Origin of the sequence: Pedobacter montanisoli (assembly GCF_022809115.1) — a bacterium.
In the GTDB taxonomy this organism is placed as follows: domain Bacteria; phylum Bacteroidota; class Bacteroidia; order Sphingobacteriales; family Sphingobacteriaceae; genus Pedobacter; species Pedobacter montanisoli.
In genome coordinates this window covers 1,247,558-1,263,801 of the sequence record NZ_JALGBH010000001.1, presented here as the reverse complement: position 1 = coordinate 1,263,801, position 16,244 = coordinate 1,247,558, and the positions used below count along the sequence as shown (strand labels likewise).

The following is a 16,244-nucleotide window of genomic DNA, read 5'->3' as shown; positions in this document are numbered from 1 at the left end:
AATGAAGCTTAGAATTTTACAATTAGCTGTTTTAACCTGCATTTCATTTTCGTTGAAAGCACAGAATGTAGGTATCAATACCGATGGCTCTACCGCCAATGCCAGTGCAATGCTGGATGTAAAAAGTACTGACAAAGGTATGCTGATACCCCGAATGACAGCCTCGCAACGCAATATGATAGCATCTCCCGCAACCGGTCTGTTAGTTTACCAAACCGATGGCACAAGCGGATTTTATTTTAACCAAGGCACACCAGCTAGTGTAAATTGGGTTTTACTTGGTGCCAAAGGTGATACTGGAGCTACGGGTGCTGCAGGTACAAGTGTCTTACAGGGATCAGGAGCTCCAGCCGGAGGTCTTGGTAATGTAGGAGATTCTTATATTAACAGTGCTAATGGCAGTTTATATTATAAATCAGGTACATCCACATGGACTTTATCGTCAAATATAACAGGGGCTACAGGAGCAACAGGTCCGGCAGGAATAAACGGTTACAGCATATTGCAAGGGACTACTAACCCTTCATCAAGCACTGGTGTAGACAATGATACCTATATCAATACTTCAACCTGGGATGTGTATAAAAAGTCGGGCGGATCTTGGTCATCACAAGGAAATATTAAAGGACCGCAAGGTGCTCAGGGTATCCAAGGCCCTCAAGGAAATACCGGGGCTACAGGTGCAACAGGTCCGGCAGGAATAAACGGTTACAGCATATTGCAAGGGACTACCAACCCTTCATCAAGCACTGGTGTAGACAATGATACCTATATCAATACTTCAACTTGGGATGTGTATAAAAAGTCGGGCGGATCTTGGTCATCACAAGGAAATATTAAAGGGCCGCAAGGCTTTCAGGGTATTCAAGGCCCTCAAGGAAATACCGGAGCTACAGGAGCAACGGGTGCTACCGGCGCAACAGGTCCGGCAGGAATAAACGGTTACAGCATATTGCAAGGGACTACCAACCCTTCATCAAGCACTGGTGTAGACAATGATACCTATATCAATACTTCAACCTGGGATGTGTATAAAAAGTCGGGCGGATCTTGGTCATCACAAGGAAATATTAAAGGGCCGCAAGGTGCTCAGGGTATTCAAGGCCCTCAAGGAAATACTGGGGCTACAGGAGCAACGGGTGCTACCGGCGCAACAGGGGCCACCGGACAAGGTTTTGCCAATGGAACTGCTGCTAACCAAATTTATATCACGGCTAGTATTAGCCCTTGGGCTCCAACTAGCCCGGTTACAGTTAGTGGTGATGCTACTTTAGCCAGTAATGGAACCTTAACTATCGCTAATAATGCTATTACCTCCTCTAAGATTGCCAATGGAGCTGTAGGTATTGCAAAAATTAATACTACGAGTGGAACGGCCGGCAGTACGACCTATTTAAGAGGTGATGGAACCTGGGCTACACCTAGTGGCAACGCTTTAAAAACGATAACAGTAAGTAGCAGTACAACACTTACTAATGAAACTCAATTTGTATTTATTAATGCAGATTGTACGGTTACTTTGCCTACTGCTCCTGCAACAGGGCAAATAGTTTACTTGTATTCTGATGCTTCTACTGCAAACCGTAAAATTGACTTCGGAGGAAAATATTTCTATAGCAGCGGTATTAGAAGCAATGCTCAAGCAAACTTTGGTAACCTAGGGTATGCTATAACATTCTTGTACAATGGCACTGATTGGTTTCTTATATCTCCCGCATTTTAAGAAATAGCTAGCAATTATGCCATGGTTTATAGCCGGAGGAGGAAAATCTCCCGACTTTTTTGTTTATACGAATTAAGCTTGTAGCTCAGCAACCATGATTTGCGGCTTACAAAGCTTGATGTGAAATGCAAATTCACAAAAAAGCCTCAATTGCTTTGATTGAGGCTTTTTATGTTAATAAAGGCTTGTGAAGTATAATAAACTTCACAAGCCTTTAGAGAATTTTTATGCATTTGCACCGTGGCAGTTTTTATATTTCTTACCGCTACCGCAAGGGCATGGCTCGTTACGGCCAATGGTTGCTTCTTTTCTGATAGGCTGCATAGGTTGTGGCTCGCGGGTATCGCCCACTAGATCCAAACCTGAGTTATCTCCGTATTCTTGCTTGGTTGCATTTAATTTAGGCTGTGGTTGCGGTGCTCTGGCCTCGCTTAAGTTCTCTGGCTCAGCCTGTACAGGAATACCGCCTTTAAACAAAAAGCTTACCACTTCTTTGTTTACGGTACTCAACATGCCTTTAAACAAGTTAAATGCTTCCATTTTGTAAATGATCAATGGATCTTTCTGCTCATAAACGGCATTTTGTACCGATTGCTTCAACTCGTCCATTTCACGTAAATGCTCTTTCCAGCTATCATCTATCAGTGCAAGGATAATAGTTTTCTCAAAAGATTTGGTTACTTCCCTGCCTTTGTTTTCAATTGCTTTTTTAAGGTTAACCGGAACCTGTACATGACGCATACCATCTGTAAACGGCACGATTACCTGCTCTATCATCTCTCCTCTTTCGGCAAATACCTGGCTCAGCACTGGCATAGCCTGATTAATTACGCCATCAGATTTACGAATGTAGAACTGCATTACTTCATCAAACAAACGATCGGTAAGGTCATGTATTTTTCCTGAGTTAAAATCCTGCTCGCTGATAGCTGTATCAACCGAGAAGTTCTTGATCACTTCAAGCTTAAATCCTTCATAATTGGTGTTCTCTTTATATTCGGTAACGATATCTTCAACCACATCAAAGATCATGTTGTTCATATCTACATCTAAACGATCGCCAAATAAAGCGTTACGTCGTTTAGCGTAAATTACCGTACGTTGTGAGTTCATTACATCATCGTACTCTAACAAACGTTTACGCACACCAAAGTTGTTCTCTTCTACTTTTTTCTGTGCTCTTTCAATAGAGTTGGTAATCATTGAATGCTGAATTACTTCACCTTCTTCGATACCCATTTTAACCATAATGTTAGAGATACGCTCTGAACCAAATAAACGCATTAAGTTATCTTCTAACGACACAAAGAATTGAGATGTACCCGGATCTCCCTGACGACCTGAACGACCACGCAACTGCCTGTCTACACGACGCGACTCATGACGCTCTGTACCAATAATAGCCAAACCTCCAGCTTCTTTTACACCAGGGCCTAACTTAATGTCGGTACCACGACCAGCCATATTGGTAGCAATGGTTACCGTACCTGCCTGACCTGCTTCTGCAACGATATCAGCCTCTTTCTGGTGTAATTTCGCGTTTAATACATTGTGCTTAATACCTCTCAGTTTTAACATACGGCTTAACAATTCCGATATCTCAACCGATGTGGTACCTACCAATACCGGACGACCTGCTTCTGTCAATTTCACAATCTCATCTGCAACAGCATTGTATTTTTCACGTACAGTACGATACACATAATCTTGCTGGTCTTTTCTTAATAAAGCTCTGTTTGTTGGGATTTCTACCACATCTAATTTATAGATAGACCAGAACTCACCAGCTTCTGTAGTTGCTGTACCCGTCATACCGCAAAGTTTGTGGTACATACGGAAATAGTTTTGTAAGGTAATGGTAGCGTAGGTCTGCGAAGCATCTTCAACCTTTACATTTTCCTTAGCCTCGATAGCCTGGTGTAAACCATCAGAATAACGACGACCTTCCATGATACGCCCCGTCTGCTCATCAACGATCTTGATCTTATCTTCGTCAATGATATATTCTACATCTTTCTCAAATAAGGTATAAGCTTTTAAAAGCTGGTTGATAGAGTGGATGCGTTCTGCTTTAATACCATAATCGCGCATTAAAGCATCTTTTCTTGCAATTTTTTCTTCGTTGCTTGCGCTCGATTTCTCGATCTCTGCAATTTCTGTACCTACATCGGGTAAAACGAAAAAGCTTGGATCTTCTCCTTGCTGAGTGATCAATTCAATACCTTTTTCGGTAAGTTCAACCTGGTTATTTTTTTCATCTATATAGAAAAACAGTTCAGCATCAACCTTAGGCATATTCTTAGATTGATCTGCCATATAATGGTTTTCTGTTTTTAATAAGGTTTGTCTTACGTTACCTTCACTTAAAAACTTGATCAATGCTTTATTTTTTGGCAAACCTCTGTGTGCACGTAATAAGGCTAAACCACCTTCTCCTTCTTCTGTACCTGTATTACCACTGTTAATAAGATTTTTTGCCTGATTTAATGCCTGGGTAACATAAGCTTTTTGTGCGTTTACCAAACGCTCAATACGTGGTTTTAATTCATAGAATTCATGCTGATCACCAAAAGGTACCGGACCTGAAATGATCAAAGGTGTACGGGCATCGTCAATTAACACAGAATCGACCTCATCTACCATAGCAAAGTGCAGTTTGCGCTGTACCAGTTGATCTGGTCCTTGCGCCATATTGTCACGCAGGTAGTCAAAACCAAATTCGTTATTGGTTCCGTAAGTGATATCTGCCAGATAAGCTTTTCTACGTTCTTCTGAATTCGGTTGGTGTTTATCAATACAATCTACACTTAAACCATGAAACTCAAAAAGAGGCGCATTCCATTCAGAGTCACGACGGGCCAGGTAATCGTTCACCGTAACTACGTGTACACCTTGTCCGGCCAGTGCGTTTAAGTACGAAGGCAAAGTACTTACCAAGGTTTTACCCTCACCGGTAGCCATCTCGGCAATTTTACCGCTGTGCAATACCATACCACCTATTAACTGCACATCGTAATGTACCATGTTCCAAACCACTTCGCTACCCGCAGCATCCCAACGGTTTGCCCACAGCGCTTTATCACCTACAATCTTAACATTGTTCTTACGGGTGGCCAGATCTCTGTCAAACTGAGTTGCAGTAACTTCAAGAACTTCATTTTCTGTTAATCTGCGTGAAGTTTCTTTTACTACAGCAAATGCAGCAGGTAATATTTCTTTTAATATTTTTTCAAGTTCTGTGTCTCTTTCTTTACCTAAAGCATCAACTTCTTCATAAACAGCAGTTTTCTCCTGTAGAGAAAGTTCGCTGTTCTCTCCCTGAGCTTTCAGGTCTGCAATCTTTGCATCAATATCAGCTAATCCTGAAGCTATGGTTGCTTTAAATTCGGTTGTTTTTGCACGTAACTCGTCATTACTTAAAGATGAGAGCTTGCTATATTCTTCGTTTATCTGCGCTACAATAGGCTGTAATGCTTTAATATCTCTTTCTGATTTGGTTCCAAATATCTTGGCTAAAAATCCTAACATTTTATGGGTTGTTTATATTGTTTTATTGCTGAATTGTTTTGTTGTTAATAGTTCTTGGTCAGCATCATGTTTATGCTTATGACCTTATTCATAAATCAACTGCTTCTGTTTTCAAGTGTTTCTAATCTTCAGACATGAGCCTGCCGACATCTTACACAACAACCAGGCCAGCAGCACAATACGGCCAACTTGACAGATGCTTTTATAAATTAACTATTGAAGTTGAAGGGGAAACAGCTAAGGACTGTTATTCTTGGTATGGCGCCCGGTAACGTTTTCATTAAGTCTGCTTGCTGTAAAATCAGGGTAGCAGGTCTTGATCTGAAACAAAGTACCGCTTAAAGAAAGATCGCTGTAAGTTAAAAAACCTGAATTAAGCTGTTCGGTTTGTTCGTAAGCTTTTACCAGTTGTATGGTAGCATTCTGATTTGCACATACGCGTTCACTCGAAAGATCGACGCTCTCCACACGCTGGGCCTGAGCCAAATGTGTTAAGCTAAAAAAAACAAGCGAAAGGGTAAACAGGTGTTTCATTAAGAGGGCAAATCTAATTTTAATCTTTAAAAAACCGAAAAAAGATTGCATAAAAGCCTGATTATTTGCAAAAACATTACCCAAACATTAAAAAAAATCTGAACAGATGCCTCACAAAGCACAGTTTTTATATAGCATTTAAGTTTAATGCAATATCTTTGCCTTATGAATATCCTATTAATCGGTTCAGGTGGAAGAGAATGTGCTTTTGCCTGGAAAATGAGCCAGTCTGAACAATGTTCTAACCTCTTTATTGCACCCGGTAATGCCGGTACACTAAATTATGGTAAGAACGTAAACATCGATATTAAAAACTTTGAAGCCATAAAAGAAGTTGTGCTGAAAGAAAAAATTGAGCTTGTTGTAGTTGGTCCGGAAGAGCCGCTGGTTTCAGGTATTCATGATTATTTTGTAGAAGATGAAGAATTGCAGAAAATACCGGTAATAGGTCCTAAAAAAGAAGGTGCAGTTTTAGAAGGCAGTAAAGATTTTTCTAAGCAGTTTATGGAGCGCCATCAGATCCCTACGGCAAAATCAAGATCATTTACAAATGAAAATTTACAGGCAGGCTTAGATTACCTTGCCAGCCATAGTTTACCTGTTGTTTTAAAAGCCGATGGATTGGCAGCTGGTAAAGGTGTGTTAATCATCGATAATCATCAAGAAGCACAGGACGAACTGAAACTAATGCTTGATGGCAAGTTTGGCAATGCGGGTTCTACTGTAGTAGTTGAAGAGTTTCTTACCGGAATTGAGCTTTCTGTTTTTGTATTAACAGATGGCGAGAATTATGTAACCTTACCCGAAGCCAAAGATTATAAACGCATTGGCCAAGGCGATACCGGCTTAAACACAGGCGGTATGGGTTCGGTTTCTCCGGTTCCTTTTGCAGACCAGACTTTTATGTCTAAAATTGAGGAACGGATCATTAAACCAACCATTAAAGGTTTAAAAACCGATAATATTGATTATACGGGTTTTATTTTCTTTGGGCTGATCAAAGTTGGTAACGAACCTTATGTAATTGAATACAATTGCCGTATGGGCGATCCAGAAACAGAGAGTGTTTTACCAAGAATTGAAAACGATCTTGTTGAATTGTTCTTAGCTACTGCTCATAAAAAACTTGGCGATTACCAAATTAAGATAAACCCTAAAAATGCAGCTACTATAGTAATTGTTGCAGGTGGTTATCCTGGCGATTACGATAAAGGAAAAGCCATAAGCGGTTTAGAAAACCTAAGAGATTCTATTGCATTCCATGCCGGAACGCTTAAAGACGGAGGCGTGGTAAAATCAAACGGAGGTCGCGTTTTAGCCATTACCAGCTTACAAAACACGCAATTTGAAGCTTTACAATGCGCCACTGCAGATGCCGGACGTATTTATTTCGATGGAAAATATTTCAGAGAAGATATCGGGTTTGATCTGGTGTAAAACCTTAGAGACCTAACAAAAAGCTTCGCAAAATTTGTGAAGCTTTTTTGTTACATTAGAAACTTCATAAAAGGATTTCGTCATCCTGAACTTGTTTCAGGATCTCTATTAAAATCTCTTAAGAACAATCCTTTCCCTGAAGTAACTTACATAAAGGCAATAAAAATACCATCGATATGCAAATTCATGGGTAATTTTTCCTACTAGTTTATTGTTAATGGATTAAACTTCAACCCTAACCGCCTTTTTTAACCAGCGTGTACGTTCCTGAAAAATCAGTAGCATATGTTACATAAAGATTATCTGCCCCTACAGTTGTTAGAACATTTCCCGAGATGGTTGGAGGAGCATAAGGGCTATCAGGTGCTTTTTCAGGCAGCCCGTTCATTTTAATATTATAACTGAATTTCTGTCCATTGTTGATAGAAGGCCCCAGATATTTCAACGGTATAGCTAGCTCATATGTGTACTGAAAGTGTTCATTAAGCTGTGCTGCTACCTTTATGCCTTCGGCATTGTAAATGGAAATTGAACGTTCTGGAATATTTTTTATACCAGTTACATTTATTTCTTTAAAGGTTTCATTGATGTATTTATTAGCAAAAAGCCTTAATGAATCCATCTTTTTCTTACCTGAATTTGTTGTATCAGCTTTTTGTTGTCTAATAGTGGTCATCGTAAGCCTAATAGGCGTAGTTTTTCGCACCTCGCTTAATGGTGGAAATGTGACCATTACATTTTCTTTAGATTTGCCACCCTTTTCACTAGGCAATTTTACAGTAAAGCTTATTCCAAAGATTGCCTTCTCATTACCATATCCATCACTGGTGCGTACAGTAAGATATAAATTGCTGTCATCATTAGATATGGTATAATAAATACGGTTATTTAAATTATGGGCCTGAAATTCGTCATTCCATTCCGTTGTCTTACCGTCAATTTTAATATCAGCGGGCGCAAGCTTACCCGTTTGCTGGATTTGAGGCAGCTTTTGCGATTTAGCAATAAAGGGAATGCTTCCGAACAGACCAATAAGAAATAGTGAAATATTGATGGTCGTAATTTTCATTGCAAATTGGTTATAAATCGATTTTAGAAAGACAATAATGAGCGCTAATATTTAAAAGTCAAGTACAAGTTAGTGAAAGATTTTTAATAACTAATAAAATAGTTTTAATATTTTATTATGATTGATATAACACAAAAAAATACTTACTTTCAGTAAATCAATCATTTAAACCTTAAAAAATGAAAACAACGAAATTAAACAATCTCACTTTTAACGGCGAAGCATTGTCTAGGGCGCAGTTAAAAGAAGTACGCGGTGGGGCTGCGAATTATGTTGATCTGTGCGGAGTAATAGGGGGACTTGTATGTGACTGGACATGTGACATGCCAAATCAATCTATACATTTGGGTGAGATGGCTTGTTTTGAAGCCGAAGCAGCCTGTCCTTTTGGCAACACTCACGGAAACGATTGTAGCGGAGCGAATTAGCTTATCAATTTAGTATTAAAAAAGCCGCTTGAGTCTCTCAAGCGGCTTTTTTAATATGATAGCAGAAATTTATTTACTTCTGTTCGTTAAAACTTCTTCTAATTTTTTGTGAAGTTTAGAACCTCTCAAGTCTTTAGCAATGATCTTGCCTGAAGGATCTAACAAGAAGTTAGCAGGAATAGAAAAGATTCCCCATTCTCTCGATACTTCGTTATTCCATCCTTTTAAGTCAGATACCTGAGTCCAATTCAAGCCATCATCTTTGATTGCTTTCATCCATGCTTCTTTTGTTGTTCTGGTATCACCTCCATCTAACGAAACACCCAAAATGGTAAAGTTTTTATCTTTGTACTTGTTAAAAGCAGCAACAACATTCGGATTTTCTCCACGGCATGGCCCACACCATGATGCCCAAAAATCAATCAGAACATATTTACCTTTAAAGTCTGATAATTTAACCGGCTTGCCATCTACATCATTTTGGGTAAACTCAATTGCATTTACTCCAATAGCGGTTTTCCTGGTTGAAGAGAATCTTGCAGGCAAAGAAGCGCCAATCTTGCTTTGTTTTAAAGCCGGATCTAAAGCTGCATATAATTTTTCTGTTTGATCTATAATCTTATCATCGCCCGAGATACCACTCAAGGTAACTAAGCTAATGTATGACTTAGGGTTTTGCTTAATGAATTCTAGATAAATTGGTTTCTTTTCATTATCAACCTTATCATATTTCTCATAGAAAGCTTCCATAAAAGCTTCATCTTCTTTCTGCTCTTTGGTAAATTTTGCATACTCGTCATTAAGCACTTTCTCTTTTGCAGAAATGGCAGTAAGCATTCCTTTTAGTTTGGTATTATCAATGTTTGCGGCAGTACCACCAGCAACTAAAGATTTTACACTGTCAACACTGGTTACTGTAACGGTTCCAGGTTCAATATAAAAACCTGCAAAATCTAAGTTCTTGGTATTTGCTCCTTTAACAAAAGGGTTTACATTTTTAAATAATTGTGCAGTAGTTGGGTTTTCAATGGCCCCTTTAAACTCAAAGCTTCCGTTTGTAACAACAGCTGAATCAATTACACGCTGATTGTTATATGGGTAGGCTATATAAAGCTTGGTGCCATCTTTAACTTTTGCTAGTTTCCCTTTTACCGTAAATTGGTTTTGGGCAAAAATGCTCAGTGGTAACACAAGCATTGCCGATAATAATGTTCTTTTCATGGTTCGTTTATGCGTTGATTAAGTTTTTATAACGCAGAGTTTTACTCTAAATTGCGCTTTTTAATAAGTTAGTTTTTTCAAATATAAGCTTTTGAAAAAAACATATTCACATTTATTTAGGATAATTTTTGAAAAGTTCGCCACCATAAATTAGGCATTTCGCCATTAATGGCCATCTGATAATCTTCATATCTGCAAGGCACCAAGTGATATCTTTCATTTTTTGAGCCGCTTGAAGGATAAGGAACCTGCATCCACCAGCGATCCGATTTTTTGCTTTTTACAAAGTTCATTTCGCCCGAACCGTCTTTTAAACTTGCTCTGTAAATCAGATATTGTGATTTTGGTGTAAGCGGAAAATCTTGTTTACGGTTATAAAATCCATCTACAAAATACCACACCATCTGAGCCAGTAGCATGGCACTTTGCGCATTTTGATCAAAAGCCGGATTAAACTCATAAAAACCTATCGAAGTTAATTTATCGCTCATCCCCGCATAACGGGCAATCCTGCACGCATCCTGACCAAAAAAACCATTTGGCACAGCATTGTAATTAGCACATAGATCTGCCGAACGAATAGAGCCTACGTCAAAACTCAGCATATTGGCATTTCTTACGATCGGCTCTGCAATGGTCAGATCATTCATAAACTCGCCCAAACGATGTGCATCAAAATAAAGCTTGTCCATAACCTTTAGACTTTCCTGGCTCACAAAATAAGTCTGGTAACCAATATTGCTGAAATTGAACAAATAATTAGGTTGATGCAAAAATATTTTGCTCAGGTAAGATTGAGAAGTGGTTATATTACTGTCTGGTTCATCCTCTTCCAAGTCAAATTTAGAATCTACCACTACTAGATCTACTTTTTGCTCCAAAGCTTCATAAGCCATATATTGCGCATAAGTCAGATCCTGCCCCCCGCCAATAATTACCGGAACAATGTTCAGTTTAACCAGCTCTTCAACAGTTGTTTTTAAGGCAAAATAAGTATCAGATATGTTTTGTCCTGCAATGATGTTACCCAGATCAATAATGCGACTGGTATAGGGTCCTTCATGCAAAGTATAAAACTGCGATCTGAAATAATCAGGTGCTAAACCACAACCCGAATTTTCAACCGCTCCCCTATCTTCGTTAACCCCTATTATAGCAATATCGTATTTGCCTTTCTCCAGGTCAGGAAAATATTCGGTATGAAACTGAGCTTTTGCTCCTATCTGCGTTGTATAAAAACCTTTCTTGGGGGTGAACTTTTCTACGCTAAGCGGCGAAAAAAAATCTGACAAAGACATATGCTATTTAAATGTTTGAGCTCAAATATCTATTTTTGAAAGCATATTTTAACATCGTTTTAAAAAAAGATATGATATTGGTAAGCGGAGCCACGGGCTTTTTAGGTTCTGAACTGGTTAATCAGCTCACAGCTCAACATTTAAAAGTAAGAGCCTTAAAAAGGAACTCATCTAAAATACCCGAACTGCTTAAGAACAATCCTTTAGTAGAATGGTATAATGCCGATATCAATGAACCCGAAGATTTAGCCGATGCTTTTGAAGGGATTACAGCCGTTTACCATTGTGCGGCATTTGTTTCATTTGACCCAAAAGACAAGAAAAAACTTTTTAAAGTAAATATAGAAGGTACCGGAAACATAGTTGATCTCTGTCTTGAAAAACAGATCCGCTTATTACATGTAAGTTCTGTTGCAGCACTTGGTGATGCCAAGAAAGATGAGTTGATCACTGAACAACATTTTTGGGAGTACGACCCAAAAGTACATGCTTACGCCATTTCTAAATACGAAGGCGAAATGGAAGTATGGCGTGGCGTAGCCGAAGGGTTGGATGCAGTTATTGTAAATCCATCGGTAATTATTGGCAAAAATGCAGGGTTTGATGGCAGTGGAGCTATTTTTAAACTGGTTAAAGACGGATTAAAATTTTATACAGATGGCGCAACCGGACTTGTAGATATTGAAGATGTTGCAAAATGTATGATCAGCTTAATGCAAAGCTCAATTACCGGGCAGCGATACATATTATCTGCCCAGAATTTAGATTATAAAACTTTCTTCGCCCAAATTGCAAAAGGTTTTGGTATTAAAGCCCCGAGTATTGAAGCAAAACCCTGGATGTTAGGTCTTGCATGGCGGGGAGCAAAATTAGCTTCGCTATTTACCGGAAAAGCTCCTGCACTTACCAAAGATGCTGCCCGTAGTAGTTTTAATCATAGTTATTATAGCAACCAAAAAGTATCTGCTGCTTTAAATTTTCAATTCAGACCTATAGAACAAAGTATTACCGAAGTTTGCAAAGCACTTAAATAAAATGGACGAACAGCATTTCTATATCATAGATTTTGACAGCACCTTTACACAGGTAGAAGCATTAGATGAACTGGCCCGCATTTCTCTTAAAAATAATCCCGACCGTGAGGCGATCTACCAAAAAATAGAAGATTATACCAATCTTGCCATGGAGGGAAAGTTATCCTTTTCTGAAAGTCTTGCCCAACGCGTAAGATTGCTCGAAGCCAATGAAGAAGATCTGAAGAAGTTGATCAAGCACCTGAAAAAGAAAGTATCTAAATCGTTTTCCAGAAATGCCGCTTTTTTTAAAAAACATGCAGATGAAGTGTTAATCGTTTCGGGCGGATTTAAAGAATTTATTACGCCTGTAGTAAGTCAGTACCATATTAAAAAAGAAAACATTTACGCCAATACATTCATTACAAACAGTGAGGGTAAAATCATAGATTACGATCATGCCAATCCGCTTAGCAAAGAGGGAGGCAAGGTTAAACTTTTGCAAAACCTGAATTTAAAAGGCAGTTTATATGGCATAGGCGATGGTTATTCAGATTTCCAGTTACGCGAAAGCGGACTGATCAAAAAATTCTTTGCGTTTACTGAGAATATTGCCAGAGAAAGTATCATCTCAAAAGCAGACCATGTAACGCCAAGTTTTGATGAGTTTTTGTATGTAAACAACTTACCACGTGCAATTTCTTATCCAAAAAACAGAATTTTATGTCTAGTAATTGGCGATGTACCACAGGAAAGTATCGCTTTGCTCAAAAAAGATGGTTTTTCTATACGCCATAAAACAGAATTTGAAGAAAAGTATGTTAAAGATGTAGGCATGCTCATTTTAGCCGATGGAGAAAAGATAGAACAAGAAAAATTGCAGCGAGCGGCCAAGCTCAAAACCATTGGATATTTAGGCAATGCCCGCAACAAATTCTCTATAGAAACGTGCAACAATATGGGTATTGTGGTTTTTGATGATCCAAAAGCCAACCCAAGAAATGCCAGTTTTATTCCTAAACGGGTAATTGATTTCATGAACAAGGGCACAACTTATTTAAGCAGCAATTTTCCAAGCATACAGTTACCAGCTCTTGAGAGATCGCACAGGCTCATTCACATCCACCAAAATGTGCCTGGTATAATGGCTCAGATCAATACAGCCTTTGCTAAGCATGACATTAACATTGTTGCACAGTTTTTAATGACCAAAGACAATATTGGCTATGCCATAACCGATATCAATACACAATATGATAAAACCCTGTTCAAATCATTAAAAAAGATTGAGCACACCATAAAATTCAGAGTTCTGTATTAAATTTTAATTGTAACTTCAACAACATTTTTAAAGGATAAAGAAGAACTGAGTTTCGTTTTGTAAATATGACAATAGAGCGTTACCTTTTACATATAGCCCCTAAAAACAGTGCGGCAATTAACAGCTATAGTTCTGCAGCTTTATTTACCCGTTCTTATCCAATTCCTTTTCCATGTACCTGGATGTCTTTATGTGAATTGTGCTTAATTATAGACAGGCCAAGCTAAATAGGATTTGATGACTTGTAGCGCCTTTATTGGCGTTGATTAAACAAACATTCTTATCATTTTATTTAGACACATGGAACTTACGCCTGAAATAAAACAAAAAATAACCCTGCTTCAGGAAAAATATGAAGCAATGGGACAAGATATGGCATCTTATTTAGATGGCCTTTTATATGCTGATTTTCTCACTTATTGGGATTATATACATTTAGACACTTTATTAAGTCTTCAAAATCCTAAAACACCTTTTCCTGACGAGAAGATTTTTATCATGTACCACCAGATTACAGAATTGTACTTTAAACTGGCTTTACATGAGTGCGAGCAGATTGCAGAAAGAGAAAATCTGACCGCTGATTTTTTCACTGCAAGGATTAAACGCATCAATGCTTATTTTAATGCTTTAACCACCTCATTTGAGGTAATGGTTAACGGTATGGAAAAAGAACAGTTCTTAAAATTTAGGATGTCACTTTTACCTGCAAGCGGTTTTCAAAGCGGACAGTATCGTATGATCGAAATCAGTGCTACTGATTTTATACAGCTTATCGATAAAAGCAAGCGCGAAGAGCTTAAAAATGCAGCTATAGAACAGCAATTTGAATATATTTACTGGAAGTTTGGCGCAACCGAACTGGCTACAGGTAAACAAACCTTAACCCTTAAACAGTTTATCAGCAAATACGCACAACAGTTTCTGCAACTGGCTAAAGATCGTGTAAACACCAATTTCAGTGCACTTTACTTAAAATTAGAAGCAGAGGGCGAAGATGTAAGTCTGCTGGCCGAAGAGCTTAGAAAACTTGACCTTTATGTGAATGTAGAATGGCCACTTTCTCATTATAAATCGGCGGTACGTTATTTGGAAAAAGATCCTGAAGATATTGCGGCAACAGGCGGTACAAATTGGCAGAAATACCTACCTCCACGTTTTCAGAAGCGGATTTTCTATCCATTCTTATGGACCAACGAACAGATAGACGAATGGGGCAAAGGTTGGGTATTAAATGTGTTAAGCTCACTTAAAAATAACAAATAAATAACCTTACACCCATTTTTTTTACTAATTTTGCGGCACATTTTTTTCACTAAATGCCTGAAATAAAACCAATAAACTATTCGTTTAAACAGGCAAAAAATTGTTATATCATGACCGATACAATTGACATAAAAGTAACCAAAGTTGAACAAAGCCGTTTAACTGTTACTGATTTTTCTCAGCTTCCATTCGGTAAGGTTTTTACCGATCACATGTTCTTATGCGATTATGAAGACGGTGCCTGGAAAAATCCTCGTATAGTGCCTTATGGTCCAATACCGATGAGTCCGGCTATTTCTGCCCTTCATTACGGACAAGCTATTTTTGAAGGTATAAAAGCTTATCGTCAGCCTGATGGCAAGATCAGCATTTTTAGACCGGAAAAGAACTTTGACCGTTTCAACAAATCAGCAAAGCGCATGGCGATGCCTGAGGTTGATAAAGAAATTTTTATGCAAGGTATGGCCGAGTTGATCAATGTAGATGAAAAATGGGTACCTTCTCAGGAAGATTACGCTTTGTACATCAGACCTGTAATGTATGCTACCGAGCCTTATTTAGGTGTAAAAGCTTCTGATACTTATACATTTGCTATATTAACTACACCTACAGGTAAATATTATACCAAGTCTTTAAGGGTAAAAGTAGAAACTGAATTTACAAGAGCTGATGACGGTGGTGTAGGTTTTGCCAAAACAGCAGGTAACTATGCCCGCTCTTTATATCCTTTTGAAGTAGCTAAAAAAGAAGGTTTTGACCAATTGTTATGGACTGATGCACAAACACATGAGTTTATAGAAGAAGCCGGAACAGCCAATTTATTGTTCGTAATTGATGGTAAATTAGTTACGCCTTCTGTTAGAACCACTGTTTTAGATGGTGTTACAAGAGATACCATTATTCAGCTTGCAAAAGCCAATGGCATAGAGGTAGAAGAGAGAAGATTATCTGTTAAAGAAGTCATAGAAGGCATCGAAAACGGAAGATTAACTGAAGCTTTTGCTGCCGGAACTGCTGCAACGGTAACGCACATCGGTGTAATCAATTACAATGGTAAAGATTACCAGTTAACTGATCCTGAGACCAGAAAAGTATCTAACGGTATTGCCAAACAGTTGAACGATATTAAATATGGTTTAGCAACAGATAATTTTGGCTGGAACTGGATTGTATAATCCTGGTGATCAATTGATATAAAAGTAAAAAAGCAGCCTATTGGCTGCTTTTTTACTTTAGCTATAATCTTTGGTACGATGTCAAGCCTTAGCACAAACCATTAATACACGAAAAATCGGCCTCCGCTATTTGCGGTAGTCATGCAATTGCCCTATCACTTACTTTAAAGCAAAAAGCGCAGCCGAGAGTTTATTCACTGTTTTTTATTGTTCTTATGGTGTTCATGAGCT

13 protein-coding genes are annotated in these 16,244 nt (G+C 38.4%); 8 read left to right on the top strand and 5 right to left on the bottom strand.

Annotation, left to right across the window (positions count from 1 at the left end):
• The first annotated feature begins 1 nt into the window (after position 1).
• Positions 2-1,723 (top strand): collagen-like protein, encoded by a 1,722-nt coding sequence (locus tag MMF97_RS05540; protein ID WP_243360405.1) that lies wholly within the window; start codon positions 2-4, stop codon positions 1,721-1,723.
• A 225-nt stretch (positions 1,724-1,948) separates the two neighbouring features.
• On the opposite strand, the gene secA is transcribed toward MMF97_RS05540, so the two are convergent.
• Together secA and MMF97_RS05530 are read right to left on the bottom strand one after the other, a co-directional pair.
• A complete protein-coding gene (gene secA / locus MMF97_RS05535; RefSeq protein WP_243360403.1) occupies positions 1,949-5,251 on the bottom strand; it encodes a preprotein translocase subunit SecA in 3,303 nt (1,100 codons plus the stop codon).
• 237 nt (positions 5,252-5,488) lie between these two features.
• Positions 5,489-5,785, bottom strand: a complete 297-nt coding sequence (locus MMF97_RS05530; protein ID WP_243360401.1) for a hypothetical protein — start codon at positions 5,783-5,785, stop codon at positions 5,489-5,491.
• Positions 5,786-5,950: 165 nt separating this feature from the next.
• On the opposite strand from MMF97_RS05530, the gene purD reads away from it, so the two are divergent.
• Positions 5,951-7,222, top strand: a complete 1,272-nt coding sequence (gene purD / locus MMF97_RS05525) for a phosphoribosylamine--glycine ligase (protein WP_243360399.1) — start codon at positions 5,951-5,953, stop codon at positions 7,220-7,222.
• A 235-nt stretch (positions 7,223-7,457) separates the two neighbouring features.
• Here the strand turns inward: purD and MMF97_RS05520 are convergent, their stop codons facing one another.
• On the bottom strand, positions 7,458-8,291 hold the full coding sequence (locus MMF97_RS05520; protein WP_243360398.1) for a hypothetical protein: 834 nt from the start codon (positions 8,289-8,291) through the stop codon (positions 7,458-7,460).
• Positions 8,292-8,470: 179 nt separating this feature from the next.
• Here MMF97_RS05520 and MMF97_RS05515 point away from each other — a divergent pair, with 179 nt between their 5' ends.
• Positions 8,471-8,719 (top strand): hypothetical protein, encoded by a 249-nt coding sequence (locus MMF97_RS05515; RefSeq protein WP_243360396.1) that lies wholly within the window; start codon positions 8,471-8,473, stop codon positions 8,717-8,719.
• Positions 8,720-8,788: 69 nt separating this feature from the next.
• Here MMF97_RS05515 and MMF97_RS05510 read toward each other — a convergent pair whose 3' ends face one another.
• Together MMF97_RS05510 and MMF97_RS05505 are read right to left on the bottom strand one after the other, a co-directional pair.
• Entirely contained in the window at positions 8,789-9,940 is a 1,152-nt protein-coding gene (locus MMF97_RS05510) for a TlpA disulfide reductase family protein (RefSeq protein ID WP_243360395.1), read from the bottom strand.
• 116 nt (positions 9,941-10,056) lie between these two features.
• Positions 10,057-11,238 carry a formimidoylglutamase gene (locus tag MMF97_RS05505; RefSeq protein ID WP_243360393.1) on the bottom strand — a complete coding sequence of 394 codons (1,182 nt, stop codon included), beginning with the start codon at positions 11,236-11,238 and terminating at the stop codon, positions 10,057-10,059.
• Between the two features lie 35 nt (positions 11,239-11,273).
• Between MMF97_RS05505 and MMF97_RS05500 the strand changes: the two genes are divergently transcribed.
• From MMF97_RS05500 to MMF97_RS05480, 5 genes are all read left to right on the top strand, one after another.
• On the top strand, positions 11,274-12,272 hold the full coding sequence (locus MMF97_RS05500) for an NAD-dependent epimerase/dehydratase family protein (protein WP_317228598.1): 999 nt from the start codon (positions 11,274-11,276) through the stop codon (positions 12,270-12,272).
• A gap of 1 nt (position 12,273) precedes the next feature.
• A complete protein-coding gene (locus MMF97_RS05495; protein ID WP_243360391.1) occupies positions 12,274-13,572 on the top strand; it encodes an HAD-IB family phosphatase in 1,299 nt (432 codons plus the stop codon).
• A 65-nt stretch (positions 13,573-13,637) separates the two neighbouring features.
• On the top strand, positions 13,638-13,799 hold the full coding sequence (locus MMF97_RS05490; protein WP_243360389.1) for a hypothetical protein: 162 nt from the start codon (positions 13,638-13,640) through the stop codon (positions 13,797-13,799).
• 73 nt (positions 13,800-13,872) lie between these two features.
• On the top strand, positions 13,873-14,838 hold the full coding sequence (locus MMF97_RS05485; protein ID WP_243360388.1) for a tryptophan 2,3-dioxygenase family protein: 966 nt from the start codon (positions 13,873-13,875) through the stop codon (positions 14,836-14,838).
• A 110-nt stretch (positions 14,839-14,948) separates the two neighbouring features.
• Positions 14,949-16,013 (top strand): branched-chain amino acid aminotransferase, encoded by a 1,065-nt coding sequence (locus tag MMF97_RS05480; protein ID WP_243360386.1) that lies wholly within the window; start codon positions 14,949-14,951, stop codon positions 16,011-16,013.
• Positions 16,014-16,244 lie beyond the last annotated feature (231 nt).